Origin of the sequence: Fibrobacter sp., from assembly GCF_017551775.1 — a bacterium.
GTDB lineage: Bacteria > Fibrobacterota > Fibrobacteria > Fibrobacterales > Fibrobacteraceae > Fibrobacter.
Genome location: NZ_JAFZKX010000033.1, coordinates 1 through 14169, shown reverse-complemented (window position 1 = coordinate 14169; position 14169 = coordinate 1). Strand labels below are relative to the sequence as shown.

Genomic DNA, 14169 nt, shown 5'->3' with positions numbered 1-14169 from the left:
TGGCCGATAAGGACAGCGCCAAGTACAACGCCTGGTGGCGCGAACTCGGCATGGTGCTGAAGGAAGGCTTCTACATGAACTGGGAACATCTTGACGAACTCAAGAAGTTGCTCCGCTTCGAAAGCACCAAGACGGAAGGTGACGCCCTCGTGGGTCTTGACGAATACGTGAAGCGCATGCCCGAAGGCCAGAAGGAAATCTACTACCTCATCGGCGACAAGAACGCCGTGAAGTCTAACCCGATGCTCGAAGCCTTCAAGGCTAAGGGCTACGAAGTGTTGCTCATGAGCGACGGCATCGACGAGTTCATGATGTCTAGCCTCCAGGAATTCGGCGACAAGAAGTTCCACGACATCGCCCGCGGCGACGTGGACTTCGAAAAGACCGAAGACGAAAAGAAGGCCGAAGAAGAGAACAAGGGAATCTTCAAGGGTCTCTGCGAAAACCTGCAGAAGCTTTTGGACGAAGACATCAAGGAAGTCCGCGTGTCCAGCCGCCTGAAGGACAGCCCGTGCTGCCTCGTGACTAGCGAAGATGCCATGAGCGCCCAGATGGAACGCATGATGAAGGCCATGGGCCAGAAGAACTTGCCGAAGTCCAAGCGCATCTTGGAAATTAACCCGACGCACCCGATTTGCGAAATGCTCAAGAAGAAGGCAGAAGCAAACGAAGACCTGGGCGATTGGCCGAAGGCCCTCTATGGTCAGGCTCTGCTTGCCGAAGGCTCTCCGCTCCCGAACCCCGCTGAATACGTCGCAGCGATTACAAAATTGCTGACCGCCAGCGTGAAGTAAGGAAAAACACAAATACGTTTTTCCATATTCTGAGACGCTCCGCGTCGAAAATATGGGCGCAAGGTTCGGACAGCGAAGCCGTCCATCTAGACCAGCAAAAAAAGGGACACGGGCTATACCCGCGCCCCTCTTTTTTGCTACTTTCTTTCATGAGGGGTGCTTCACAGTGACTATACTTTTACTAATCCTTTCTTTTTTTGCAGTTGTTCCAACTCAGTCTCGTACGAGCCTTACACTGACATCCGCAGCGAATTAGATTCACATACGAATATGGTTCGACTACGACTTTTCCATAGCTCGGCACGAGACCACCTGTTCCAGAACTACATACTCAACCATAACAAGAACGTGAAGTTCATCGTCGTCGAAGTCACCCCCAACGCCTTCTGGCGCGTTCCCGAGCACGAATGGAACGACATCTACAACGCGAACGTCGGCTTCCATTACGACGAGAACCACAATTTCTGGAAAGACGGCATCCCCGAAGGATTCATCGACGCAGTGATAGACGGCCCGATAATGGCCAACAAGGAGACTCTCCCCTATCGCGAAGAATTCAATCTCCCATCGTCATCGTGGCAAGACCCCATCATCGAAGGCGATTCGTCGTTCGCGCTCTACGACGACTACAAGGTAGGAGAGAACTTCGCCCGCTTCCAGCATATCATCGACATGGCCAACGCGGCCGGAATCAAGATTATCGCACTAAACTACCCCGTGCATCCGGGATACGGCAAAACGAACATGGTCGGCCCCTACGGGCCGTCAAGCGCCACGGCCAAGAAAGTCCTCGACAGGGTCGCCTCCATGGGCGTAGTCCTGATGGACGAGAACAACTGGGGAAACCACGACTACACCGACGAAATGGCATACAACCATGATCACCTGAGTTACCTCGGGGCTATCCAGCTGACGCACCGTCTGGATTCCCTGCTGGGAACGCTCAAATAATAATCGGCGCTATGTTATGCTTGATGTGATACCTATAAAAGAAATTCACGCCTAGGTTAAACATTGAGCGGAAGGGATGCCGCACAAAGCTCCTGCTGAACACGATGCGCTTATAAATATTCTTGATGGAATACACCTCGTTATAGAGCCACCAGTACATTTCGTCTATTTCCTGGGCCGTCAAATGCTTGCTGTTTTTCACCGCAGGCCCGGACGGGCTGTAGGTATAGATGTCCTTGTTGACGAGATCCTTGCTGTCCTTCACTTCTTCGAAGAACGGCGTTCCCGGAACCGGAGTGATGATATAGAACTTGGGTGCCGTAACCTTGTTGTCTATGACGAACTTCGCAGTAGCCTTTATACTTTCTACGGTATCGTCTTCAAGCCCTATCATCATTTCTGTCGCGACATCAATACCGGCATCGATGATTGTCCGAATCATCCGACTGTAGTCCTTCGGGTCTTCCCAAGACTTGTTCATCTTCTTGAGGTTTCCCGGCGTAATCGTTTCCAGCCCGAAGCTCAAACAGATGCAGCCGCTATCGGCAACGCATTTCAGCAGTTCGGGATCTTCGGCAAGCTTGATGGAACACTGGCTGTACCACGTCATGTGCAGTTTCTTGATTTCATTGCACAAATCCATCGTGTACTTTCGATCCGACAAGATATTGTCATCTATCAAGAGAAACTTCTTGAATCCCAATTCCTTGACTTTCCTGATGTCCCTCATGACTTCAGGAATTTCCCTTCTCAGGTACTTTCCCTTATACAGGCAGGCGATCGAACAGAACAGGCACCTGTTGGGGCAACCTCTCCCCGCCTGGACCGGCAAAAAATCCCCGATCTTTTTGCTCGTGACGAGTTCATATCTGGGAAGCGGAGTCGAAAGCTTCTCGACCGTCGTGGTATAGAACGGCTTGAGCGTCCCGTTCAGATAGTCGTTCAGCATCTCTTTCCAGTAGCTTTCCGCGTCGCCAATCATGATGCAGTCGCAGTATTGCTTGACCTCGTCCGAAACGAGACTCGCCATGTAACCGCCCATGACGACGGTCTTTCCCCGCTTCTTAAATTCCTTCGCGATTTCTATCCCGCGAATAATCGAATGGCCCATGCTGCCGATGCCAATCAATTCGATATCCGTATCCCATGGGATATCCTCAATCGTCTCGATGCAAATTTCGACATCCCAATCATCGCCACATTCCGCCGCAAGCAGGGGCATCGTTAGCCCGATAAAATACAGTTTGTCTTTTTTGACAAGCAGGTGATTGTTGTCGTATATGGTCGGCTGAATCAGCAGAATTCTCTTACTTTTCATACTTACCCACCTTTCTGTATTCCCACATCATCTTCACGTAATGCCACAGCATTTTCATCGCACCACGGAAGCATTTTATCTCGACCTTGACTCCGCACTTCTTGCGGATATACCTTAGCGAGCTGAAGCTGGCCGTGGTCCTGAAATAGCCCCTGATTATTTCAAAATAATATTGGGAAGGCGTAAGCTTCGTCGGCAGAATCGCAAGATGCGTCAAATCCCATTTTTCGTATTCTTCGCGTTTCAGCAGAAGTTGGTCCTTATAGACATCGTAAATCGGCGTCGCAGGCAGCGGCACGAGCGGCTGCAAGTTGACATACCGGATATGCATTCTCCGAATCCACTTGGCAAAATTCCTGAAGTCCTTTTTGTCCCAATCGGGCCCGACAATTGCGCCGGCATACAAGTCGACATTATACTTGTACAAAATATCAGAAGCCTTTTCGCCCGTCTCCACATCCGTTCGCTTATTGAAATCATTCAAGTCACTCTGCTTGAAACTTTCTATTCCAACAAATACAGCGTCAAGGCCATGCTGGCTCAATAGTTCAATCATATCCGGGTTCTTGACGATAAAATCCGCCCTGCCGAATATGATGAATTTTTTGTCAATCTTATTTTCGTCTAGAAGTTTGCAGAAAGTGATTATTCTGTTCCTGTTCACCAGGAAGTTATCGTCGACGATGAATACGTTCGGCTCTTCTATCAGTTTCAGTTCATCAATTACCTGTTCCAGTTCCCTTTCGTAGTACTGGTTCTGGGTAATCTGAACGCAGAAACAGAACTTGCAATTGTAAGGGCAACCGAAGGAAGACTTCAGCAATGCGCAGGGAACATGGTACGCATAGTCATAATGTTTCCGATACCTTCGCGAGATTTCCCTGTCGGGCATCGGGAGCCTATACGTCTTGTCGATTTCACCATGCTTGAAGCAGGGCTTCTCGTTTTTTTCGAGTGCATTCAGCAGGATCTCGGTATTCTGCATGCCGTTCACGCCGACGACGTAATCAATATTCTTGTATTTGAAATCGTCCGGCAACACCTCGCTATGCACACCGCCCACAACAGTCACAATCCGAGCGTCGACGCCTTTCACCAAATCAGAATAGTGCTTGATTACATTGACATGCGTAATGTACGACGTAAACATCACTACGTCGGGCCCAAATTCCTTGACCAGAGTATCCAGGGATTTCTTTTCCAGAATCATGTCTTCCAGAACGACATCGTGCCCCAGCCTTTTGCACAGAGCTGCGACATATTCCATCTCAATCGGCTCGCAGGTCATAAGATCTGCAAGTCCGAGGGAATTCTTGTGAGGCTTCGGCCTGACCAGCATTATTTTCATGTCACACCTCCCTGAATACGTTAAAACTATAATCTGTTACCTTGTATTGCAAGAAATTGTTGTACTTTTTTATGAGCCAATTGAAAATTCTATTGCTATGGGACAGCAAATAGTAGTTATAGTACATCTTTGCACCGAATTTCATCTTGGCGTCATAGGCGGTCTGTCCGAATTGCACATACTTGAACTTGTGCTTGATAGCGTATTTCATGATCTCGGCCATCATGTTGTAATAGATATCGTACTTGTGGCCGATTTCATAATTGTACCCGCAGAATTCGAATATCAGCATGTCGTTGTTTCTGTCTTCAATCAGCTGGATAAACGCTTCCACCTTGCCGTCAATTTTCAGGAGCACGGTTTTCGCAATATCGTTCCTGAAAAAATCCGCCGTCAGTTTTTCGAGGGAATATTCAGAATGGTCAAACACCTGCTCATACAGATTGTACCATTCGTCCGTAAAATCCTTGTTGTCTTTCAGCAGTTCGTACTGAATGCATTCCCCCTTCTTGAGCGCCTGCAAAATGCGTCTTCTGTAATTCGCCCGCATCGAGCCCAAGTATTCTTCCCACGTATTCCACTTGTTTTCCAAAACGCAAATGGGCAGGTAATGTCCCTTGGAAAAGCCGTCTAGTTCTTCCTTGCCGATGTTGATTAAGATTTTTATGCCCTTCATTCTATGGAGGACATCTGTCACTTCCTTTTTGTCCTCATTCCACACGATGCTCGGGTGCGACACCGACAGCGGCAAATAAACAAACTTCATCGGAAGATTCACCTTGTACTTTGTAAATATGAAAAGGTTGAACTTCCGTTCGAACATCATGAAACAGGAATACAGCTTATCCTCTTTGTAAAAAAGGTGGTACGACTGATTGCAGTAATTCACCTTCTCCATAAACTGCATAAAGGATCTGGACATATAGATATTGTCCTTGCACAAAACGTCCCATTCTTCGGGAAGATCCTTCGCAGATTCAATCCGCTTATACATTTTCGCCTTCTATTTCGTAAAGATGGAATTCCTTGTTGATTCCAGTAGATAACTTTTTGCAAAGCATCGTCGACGGGATATTGTCTTCCAATATAAACGACGATACCCCGGCCGGATACTTTTCCTGCCGCATCAGAATTGACTTGTGGATTAGCGCAATCGCAAGCCCGGTCTTCTGATATTCCGGCAACACACCAATAATGTTGTATATGACGTTATGCGTCTTCTTGAATAAATACTTAAGGTAGAATGTCACATAGTTCAACTTCGGCCTGTTGAACAATTCCGCATAGTCGGGATGCGTATAGACGAACCCAACTTCCTTGCCATCCTTTAGGACAAAGATGATGTCTTCCTTCTTGAAGATGAATTTCATCTGCTTCATCAGCTCATACATTTCATAGGGAGTCTTCTCGGAATAATACGGCGTTTTTTTCAATGACTCGTGGCAAAGTTCACCGAACAGCAGCATCTCTTTTTTGAATTCGCGGACATTGAAGTACCTGAACTGGAAATTGTCATACACCTGCTTCAGCATTTCGTTATCGAACATCGAAAGGCTATGCGTCGCCACATAGTTGTACGAGAAAGCTCTTTTCACTATCGGGAAAACAGCGTCCATTTCTTGCGTATAATAATCCAGATTGTAATTTGAATTGAATTCGAAATTTCTGTTATAGCCATTCGTCAACACGCCGAGTCCATAGCTGATTTGCCCGTTTATCCCGACGACAACCTTCTTCTTGCCATATTCCTTGATAACCTTCTTCGAATAAGCAACCAGCTCCTGCAAATACTTCGAAGCGTTCTTCTTAAATTCGACAAACGAAAGCTTTATGATATCCGTCTCGTCAACGACATAGATGCCCTCCAGCTTCACCTCGCCTTCATCTACAATCATAATCGGCTTTACGGAACATCTTTTAGAGTAGGAATCCTGTTGATACAAGAAATTCTTTACGAACAGCAGGTTCATGTCGCAAAAATTCTTGTCGTTCCTATACAACTCGTATATGAAATCAATATACAGTTTCTTCAGTTTTTTACTATTCGCTTCAATTATTTCCATTAGATTAACCTACTTAATCTTCTTATCCGTTATCTTGAACTTGTAGATATTCTTGTACTTGGGCAATTTGTCATTGACCTTGGCGATAAACCTTTTCAATTCATCTTCTGACAAGTCCGTGTTGACAATGGCCGTCAACCTGTTGTTTTCCATTATCACGTTGCAATCATGAATCCTGTTATTCTTCAGGATTTTTTTGTTTATCTCCTCGGGCGAGATGTTTTTCCCGTTATCGCCAATCAAGATATTTTTCTTCCGGCCAATAACATACAGGTTGTTGCCCTTTATATATCCGATGTCACCCGTATCGAAATAGCCGTCCAGGAAGTAATCCTTTTTTTCGTCCCTGATGTAGCCGGAGAATACATTCCCGCCTTTCACGAACACGCTTCCGACACCTTCGCTGTCCTTGTTTATGATTTCGACCCGGTTGATATCCAAGATTTCACCGACCGACTTGTAGTCGTTATGATTCTGGTAATTGATGGCTATCGGCCCGGATGTTTCTGTCATTCCATAGACGTTGTATACGGGCAGCCCCACGTCGTTGAAGAACTTGTTCGTTTCGTAAGGGAGGACACTTCCGGCAGAACAACCGAATATGTAGCGTCCGCCAAAGAACTCGTGAATCTCCTTAAAAATTTTTTTCCGGACGTCAATCCCGATTTTCCGCAAGGCATTGGAAATCTTGATGGCCGTCTTGACTTTTTTCCCGCTCTTCTCGAAAATGGCGTCCTTTATGCGATTGTACATCAGGGGAACGCCCATGAACAGGCATGGCTTCGTTTCTTTCAGCAGGATATTCAGCCTTTTGTAATCATATTCCAAGATATTGTTGATTCCGGCATACAGGCCGTGGAACAAGCTCACCAGGGCATAGATATGGTACAAAGGAATTATCAGCATGCACGACTGCTCACTGGTCACGTTCCACTTGCGGTTCAGTTCGGGAATGACGCCGAAATAATTCTGCTCGTTCAATCGGACGCACTTGGGCACGCCGGTCGTGCCGGAAGTATGTAGAATCAAATCGCCGGAAAAATTTTCATCGTAACAGAAGTCCCTCTTTTCTTTTAGAACTTCCCTTATGGCGCTGAACTTCAGGACATCGAAATTTTCAAATTTGAAATCCAGGTCGTCGTCAACGACAACCAAATCCGGCTTTTTTTGTGCAAATACGCTCCCGACATCTTCTTCGCTCAATTCCTTGTCTATCAGGAACGCGTTCCCGACATTGCAAATAACAGAAAGCAGGCAAACTGCATATTCCAGTTTGTTGTTACCGATCAATGCAATCGTCTTGCCCTTATATTCGGTCAGGAAACTCGAAAGCGTGTTTATATGCTCATACAGTTGACTATAGCTGATATGAGCGTACGCCTCCCCCTCTCTAAAAGTAAACGAAATATTGTCGGGAAACGTTTCGCTGTAGCGTTTTATGCAATCATATAATCGACTCATTCAATCACCTTCCCATCAGACTTATTATCATCCATAGATTTGACCATATTAGCAAAAAACGCCCCCTCAAAAATGCTTTTGGGAAATTTTGGCGACAGACAAGCCGAAAAAAGCGATAAGGCGAAAAAACGCCTTATTCAATTTACATGCCCGCATCTGGGCCAATAGGATTATTGCAACGCAGCTAAGCGAGGCCGCAGACCCCGAAGCCGTACAAAAGTACAGCGAGTTGGGTCGAGTACGAAGCTAGGCGAAGCTTAGACGGCTTTTTAACCGTGGTACAGGTTGCCGCTTTGATAATTCGGTTCCGTGGTCAGATTCACACCGAGGCGGCGGAACACGCCCACGTCAACCTGGGACAAGATAACGCTCGAATGCACTTCGCAGTGGCGGAGTTCCGACAACTTCTCGAGGGCAATTTTTGCGTTGTAGTCCGTGAGGGCACAGACGGAGAGCGCGACGAGGGCCTCGTCCATGTGCAGGCGCGGGTTTCTGTGACCGAGTCGCTTGGTCTTCAAGTTCTGAATTGGCTCGATTACCATCGGCGAAAGCAGGCGCACTTCATCGGGAATCTTTGCGAGATGCTTCAAAGCGTCGAGCAGGGCAGCAGAAGAGGCTCCAAGCAAAGAAGACGTCTTGCCGGTAATGATGGCGCCGTCATTCAACTGGATTGCCACGGCCGGGCCTCCGGTCAATTCGGCATGGTTCACGGCAGCCGCAATCACGGGGCGGTCGACAGTACTGATCTGCGCCTGCTCCATGATGAGTTCCTGCTTGTAAACCTGGTCCTTCTCGGCGTTACCCTTGCGCACATCGCAGAGCGTGTTGTAGTAACGGCGGATAATTTCCTGCTTGGCGGCTTCGCAAACGGCCTCGTCGTCGATAATGCAATTGCCGGCCATATTCACGCCCATGTCCGTGGGGCTCTTGTACGGAGACTCGCCCATGATGCGGGTAAACAGCGCATTCAGCACCGGGAAAATTTCCACATCGCGGTTGTAGTTGATGGTAGTTTGTCCGTAAGCTTCCAGGTGGAACGGGTCGATCATGTTCACGTCGTTCAAGTCGGCAGTAGCAGCCTCGTACGCGAGGTTCACCGGATGCTTCAGCGGGATGTTCCAAATCGGGAACGTTTCGAACTTCGCGTAGCCCGCCTTCACGCCGCGCTTGTTTTCGTGGTAAATCTGCGAAAGGCAAACAGCCATCTTGCCACTCCCGGGGCCGGGAGCCGTCACCACCACGAGTTCGCGGGTGGTTTCAACAAATTCATTCTTGCCGTAACCGTCGTCGCTTACAACCAAAGGAATGTTGCTCGGGTAACCAGCAATCGGGTAATGGCGGTAAACCTTGAGGCCAAGTCCTTCCAATTTTTTCTGGTAGGCGATGGCGCTCGGCTGTTCCTGCCAGCGGGTCAGCACCACGGAGCTCACGTACAGGCCATAACCGCGGAAGGCGTCAATCAAGCGGAGCACATCCTGATCGTAAGTGATTCCTAGGTCACCGCGGACCTTGTTCTTCTCGATGTCGCCGGCGTTGATGGCGATAATCACTTCGGCCTTGTCCTTGATTTTCGCAAGCATGCGAATCTTGCTATCGGGCGCGAAGCCAGGCAGCACGCGGGATGCGTGATGGTCATCGAACAGCTTGCCGCCAAATTCCAGGTAAAGTTTCCCGCCGAACTTCGCTATGCGCTCGGCAATTTTTTCGGACTGCGTCTTGAGGTACGCTTCGTTATCAAAACCTACTTTAAACATCTTCTTTATACCAATTCTAATTGAAATTCAACCTCACAAAAATAAAAAAAATTTCACACAGATTGTGCCCATATTCCCTCCGCAAGAAACGCCATTGCAAAAAAATTTACCCTCGCCAGCCCCGCATTTTCTAACTCATTACACACCAAGAAATTAGGCGACAGCATGCGAAAAAGAAACAGGACATTCGAAATGAACGTCCTGTTTTTTAGATGTGTGGAGCAAAAAGATTTGCGCGAGGCATAAAGCTCGCGAGCAGACTCTACTTTACAACTTTATATGTATTGCCGCCGACCTTAACGAGCATGACGCCCCTATTGCCAATGCGGATCTCGTGCATCGCGGACTGCGTCTTCGAGGCCTTCAGCACACGGCCATTCAAGTCGGTGACCATAAACATCGAACCGATCGGAGCATTTTCAATGACAATGGAGCCGTTGTGCGACAGCACCTTCACGCCAGCGAAATCCATGCGTGCGGCAATCTTCTCCGGATTCGTAATAGAAGTATCTTGTTCCGGCTTCTTCGCCGTCACCGTCACCTCATAGAGTTTGCAGGATTCGAAAGAATTGATTGTCGTCGCCGTGTCATAGGTAACGCCGTTGTACACGTTGCTGTCGACAGTCTTTTTCTCGACCTGCGGCTTCGGCTTCCAAATCTTAAAGTTGCCAGTCAAGTGGAGCATGGCGAGGTAATGGACCAGGCCGTCGTAGTAGCGCTGGCTACCCACAATGGGCTTGGAGTCCCAGGCCTTCTGCAAGACCGTCTTGACTTTATCCTTGTAGTCATCTTCTTCGAGCAAGGCATAGGTAGCCACGGCATTCGCACCGGCCTGGCCGATAGTGAAGCTGCCATAGCCGCTGGTGCCGTCCCAGTTAAAATGACCATGCTGGTATTTGTCTTTTTCAAAGAAGTCGGTGAGGATCTTCGCAATCTTAGTCTGGCGTTCCATATCCACGCCGAACAGGTAGCTGTCCATGCCGTAGTTCATGGGGCAACGGATGGCATCGAACGCATACTTCGTGGAGTTGTCGCTAAAGGCATAGTGCGGCGTTCCGTCGAAGTTGCTGTAGTCGCTGCACAGGCCCGACTTCGGGTTGGCAGAGTTGTAGATATGGTCGCGAGTGGCCTTTGTCGCCTTCAGCCACTTGTCGTTGTTCGTATCGGACCAGCGGCTAAACAGGTCGACGAATGCGGGCAAGCTGTAGGAGGCATCGCCCCAAGTGTTGTTGCCGTCGGTCGGCTGGAACGTAGCGATATAGGACTGTTCGCTGTACAGGGAACCGCCGTTACCCTTCCAGCAAGCCTTCAGGATAGTCTGCGCATCCTTCATGTAGTTCGCATCGTCCCAGCGGTGGGCTGCGAACAAGAGCGACATCATGAAGTAGATTTCACCGTCCGGAGCGTTGCCCTGGTCGCGCGTGGAACCGTCGCGATTCGCCTGCCACGAGAAGTAGCCGTTTCCGCCCCTAGCCGGATCGTGCCACAGGTGGCTCTTGGCCCAATTCCAAAGCTTTCCGAACTCTTCCTTGTGGTTGGTCTGCACGGCAATCATCATGCCGTAGCTCATGCCTTCGGAACGGATGTCGTTGTTGTTGATGTCGACGATGTAGCCGCCATCGCGGTCCTCGTAATACACGGTCTTGTCGTTCTGGCCACCAAAATAGTGGTTCCAGAGCTCGTCAAGCTTGTCCTGGATATCCTTGTCAGTCTTACCCAGAATCGTCTTGAACGGGCTCGTGTAATCGCCGGTGTAGTAGGCACCCGAATTCTGCGAACCATCCTTTTCGCAATCCGGGCCAAAGTAGGACCCGTTCTTATCGAAGAACGTACCGGTGTAAATTTGCGATTCAGCTGCAACGGCAATGGATGCACTCAGCAGTGAAACGTAAGCGATAGCGGCGATCCCTGAGGCCGCTTTTTTGGATAGGTTTTTCATTTTGTTCTCCCAATCTGATGTTATAACCTATCCATAACAAACCCGCTTATAATATAAAAACAAACCCTCCCCTTTCGTCATATAACGGGAAAATGTCGTTGTTAGCAAGAACAACGCAAAAAACGCAAAAAAAAAGCCCATCGAGCGCAAACTCGACAGGCTCTTCAAGCTGTTTTCCGCCAATTTCAAGCGGATATAGGCATAGCGCAAGTCCAGACGAAGCTAAACCGTACTATTCGAAAGTCGGATAACCAAAATTAGACGACCTTCTTCCCGCTAAGTGGAACCGAGGTAACACGATACGAATCGACAGTTGGATAATCAAGATTAGACAACTTTCGTCCCGCTAAGTATAAGCGAGCAGAACTAGGCGTGGTTGCGCGTAGCGTACTAACAGACCGTTCGGCTCTACCGCAAATAGGTACCTACGATATCGCCTCACTCTCGCAAAAACCCCGAGCTTTCGCTTCGGGGTTTATTGCTCACAAATTTTGCGAATATTTTCCAATCTGCGAAAGTCGGATAATCAAGCAAGACAAGGCGCGAGCCCCCGTAGCACCACTCTTTATCCCGCTAAGTGGAACCGAGCAAGACAAAGAACGATTTGGCGTAGCGTACTAAAACGTACGTGAGCCAAATCGTGATGCCGTATTGCGAAGGTTACACGACGCGGGTCATGCCGGACATGCGGTCACGCAGCCAAGCACCGACCTCTTCAACCGGATGCTGACGGATGTTCTTGTTCACCTTGATGAGTTCTTCGTTATCGACGGCGGTGGTCTTGCCTTCACCGAAGATAGCGCCGATGTCTTCCTTCTTCACTTCGTTCTTCATGAAGTCAGCGAGGAGAGGCACGCACTTGTTGGCGAACAGGTAGCAACCGTATTCAGCGGTATCGCTAATCACGCGGTTCATTTCGTACAGCTTCTTACGAGCGATGAGGTTGGCAATGAGCGGAGTCTCGTGGAGAGATTCGTAGTAGGCGCTCATCGGCTTGATGCCCACGGAGCACATGGTTTCGAAAGCGAGTTCCACACCGGCCTTGATCATGGCGGTCATGAGAACGCCGCGGTCGAAGTATTCCTGTTCGGAAATAGCCTTGTCGGTAGCTTCGACCTTTTCGAATTCGAGCTCGCCCGTTTCGGCACGCCACTTGAGGAGGTCCTTGTCGCCGGCTTCCCAGTCGACCATCATGGTGCTGGAGAACTTGCCAGAGATGATGTTGTCCTGGTGTTCCTGGTAGAGCGGCTTCATGATCTTCTTCATCTTCTCGGCGAGTTCCGTAGCGCGGATCTTGGCCGGGTTGGAGAGACGGTCCATCATGTTGGTGATGCCACCGTGCTTGAGGGCTTCGGAAATGGTTTCCCAACCGTACTGGAGCAGCTTGACTGCGTAAGCCGGTTCAACGCCGAATTCCTTGACCATCTTGTCGTAGCAAAGGATGGTGCCGGTCTGGAGCATACCGCAGAGGATGGTCTGTTCGCCCATAAGGTCAGACTTCACTTCGGCAACGAAAGAGCTTTCGAGAACGCCCGGACGGTCGGCATGGAGACCAGCGGCGTAAGCCTTGGCGTAGTCCCAACCCTTACCTTCGGGGTCGTTTTCCGGGTGCACGGCGATGAGGCAGGGCATACCGAAACCGCGAACGTATTCGCTACGGACTTCGGAACCCGGACCCTTCGGGGCCACCATGATTACGGTGATGTCCTTACGGATTTCCTGGCCTTCTTCGACGATGTTGAAGCCGTGGCTGTAAGAGAGGGCGGCGCCCTTCTTCATGAGCTTCATGATAGCCGGGATCACGTTGTGGTGCTGCTTATCCGGTGTGAGGTTGCAAACGAGGTCTGCATCCGGAATCATTTCTTCGTAGGTACCGACCTTGAAGCCGTTTTCGGTGGCGTTCTTCCAGGACTGGCGCTTCTGTTCGATAGCTTCCTTACGGAGCGTGTAAGAAACGTCGAGGCCGCTGTCGCGCAGGTCAAGACCCTGGTGCAAACCCTGAGCACCGCAACCGACGAACACGATCTTCTTGCCCTTGAGGGCTTCAACACCACGGCTGAATTCAGAATGTTCCATGAAACGGCAGTGGCCAATTTCTTCGAGTTGGCGACGCATAGGGATAGAATTGAAATAATTCATATTATTGAACCTCTGTTAAATAAATTGTTCCGGCGGAAAATGTAGTTAAAAAAACGGCCGCAAAGAGCCCCGATTTAACAGAAAATGTAAGTAAAAACGCCCCAAAACGTCATTCTGGGCCCCCGCAACTCGTGCGGGGTAGACTCTGGCGATAGAATCCACTACAAAAAAGGGGGAAGTCTCCCCCTGTCTGCAGCCTAGCCTTCTTGTCACCCTGGAGCGCAGCGATAGGGTCCAAGGCTAGTCTTCCGCCACCCCCTCACCTGAACTGACCCCAAAAAGTTGGACAGTTTAAAGTTAGGATAAAACAGCGTTATGAGTCCGGTATTGTACAGGACTCATTCCGTTTAGGCGCAGTTTTATCCGGTCATTGTTGTAGTATTCAATATATTTTCTCAGTTC

General features: G+C 49.1%; 10 protein-coding genes and 1 pseudogene. 2 read left to right on the top strand and 9 right to left on the bottom strand.

Translation table 11 applies throughout. From position 1 onward, the window contains the following. Together IK012_RS04055 and IK012_RS04050 are read left to right on the top strand one after the other, a co-directional pair. Positions 1-794 (top strand): annotated as a pseudogene (locus IK012_RS04055) (molecular chaperone HtpG); the annotation flags it as partial. A gap of 270 nt (positions 795-1064) precedes the next feature. Then, positions 1065-1745: a hypothetical protein gene (locus tag IK012_RS04050; protein ID WP_290950871.1), complete on the top strand. Its 681-nt coding sequence runs from the start codon at positions 1065-1067 to the stop codon at positions 1743-1745. Here the strand turns inward: IK012_RS04050 and IK012_RS04045 are convergent. The 9 genes from IK012_RS04045 to IK012_RS04005 all read right to left on the bottom strand — a co-directional run. After that, complete coding sequence (locus tag IK012_RS04045; RefSeq protein ID WP_290950868.1) at positions 1738-3063, bottom strand: radical SAM protein; 1326 nt, start codon at positions 3061-3063, stop codon at positions 1738-1740. The two genes, IK012_RS04050 and IK012_RS04045, sit on opposite strands and share 8 nt — an antisense overlap. Further along, positions 3053-4411, bottom strand: coding sequence for a radical SAM protein (locus IK012_RS04040; protein ID WP_290950865.1), 1359 nt, complete (start codon positions 4409-4411; stop codon positions 3053-3055). The genes IK012_RS04045 and IK012_RS04040 overlap by 11 nt, the downstream gene beginning before the upstream one ends. A 1-nt stretch (position 4412) precedes the next feature. Continuing rightward, positions 4413-5405, bottom strand: a complete 993-nt coding sequence (locus tag IK012_RS04035) for a GNAT family N-acetyltransferase (RefSeq protein ID WP_290950862.1) — start codon at positions 5403-5405, stop codon at positions 4413-4415. Further along, positions 5398-6474 carry a hypothetical protein gene (locus IK012_RS04030; protein ID WP_290950860.1) on the bottom strand — a complete coding sequence of 359 codons (1077 nt, stop codon included), beginning with the start codon at positions 6472-6474 and terminating at the stop codon, positions 5398-5400. The genes IK012_RS04035 and IK012_RS04030 overlap by 8 nt, the downstream gene beginning before the upstream one ends. Before the next feature lie 9 nt (positions 6475-6483). Next, a complete protein-coding gene (locus IK012_RS04025) occupies positions 6484-7935 on the bottom strand; it encodes an AMP-binding protein (RefSeq protein ID WP_290950857.1) in 1452 nt (483 codons plus the stop codon). A 269-nt stretch (positions 7936-8204) separates the two neighbouring features. Continuing rightward, a complete protein-coding gene (locus tag IK012_RS04020; RefSeq protein WP_290950854.1) occupies positions 8205-9689 on the bottom strand; it encodes a DUF1846 domain-containing protein in 1485 nt (494 codons plus the stop codon). A 262-nt stretch (positions 9690-9951) separates the two neighbouring features. Then, positions 9952-11628 carry a glycosyl hydrolase family 8 gene (locus IK012_RS04015; protein ID WP_290950851.1) on the bottom strand — a complete coding sequence of 559 codons (1677 nt, stop codon included), beginning with the start codon at positions 11626-11628 and terminating at the stop codon, positions 9952-9954. 660 nt (positions 11629-12288) lie between these two features. Beyond that, a complete protein-coding gene (ilvC, locus tag IK012_RS04010) occupies positions 12289-13767 on the bottom strand; it encodes a ketol-acid reductoisomerase (RefSeq protein ID WP_290950848.1) in 1479 nt (492 codons plus the stop codon). A 297-nt stretch (positions 13768-14064) separates the two neighbouring features. Continuing rightward, positions 14065-14169: IS3 family transposase (locus IK012_RS04005; protein WP_290950874.1), on the bottom strand; the 105-nt coding region annotated here is incomplete at its 5' end.

Excerpts from the sequence above, each read along its gene's own strand:
- IK012_RS04050 (WP_290950871.1), top strand. The coding sequence starts at position 1,065 with ATGGTTCGACTACGACTTTTCCATAGCTCGGCACGAGACCACCTGTTC.
- IK012_RS04045 (WP_290950868.1), bottom strand. The coding sequence starts at position 3,063 with ATGAAAAGTAAGAGAATTCTGCTGATTCAGCCGACCATATACGACAAC.
- IK012_RS04040 (WP_290950865.1), bottom strand. The coding sequence starts at position 4,411 with ATGAAAATAATGCTGGTCAGGCCGAAGCCTCACAAGAATTCCCTCGGA.
- IK012_RS04035 (WP_290950862.1), bottom strand. The coding sequence starts at position 5,405 with ATGTATAAGCGGATTGAATCTGCGAAGGATCTTCCCGAAGAATGGGAC.
- IK012_RS04030 (WP_290950860.1), bottom strand. The coding sequence starts at position 6,474 with ATGGAAATAATTGAAGCGAATAGTAAAAAACTGAAGAAACTGTATATT.
- IK012_RS04025 (WP_290950857.1), bottom strand. The coding sequence starts at position 7,935 with ATGAGTCGATTATATGATTGCATAAAACGCTACAGCGAAACGTTTCCC.
- IK012_RS04020 (WP_290950854.1), bottom strand. The coding sequence starts at position 9,689 with ATGTTTAAAGTAGGTTTTGATAACGAAGCGTACCTCAAGACGCAGTCC.
- IK012_RS04015 (WP_290950851.1), bottom strand. The coding sequence starts at position 11,628 with ATGAAAAACCTATCCAAAAAAGCGGCCTCAGGGATCGCCGCTATCGCT.
- ilvC (WP_290950848.1), bottom strand. The coding sequence starts at position 13,767 with ATGAATTATTTCAATTCTATCCCTATGCGTCGCCAACTCGAAGAAATT.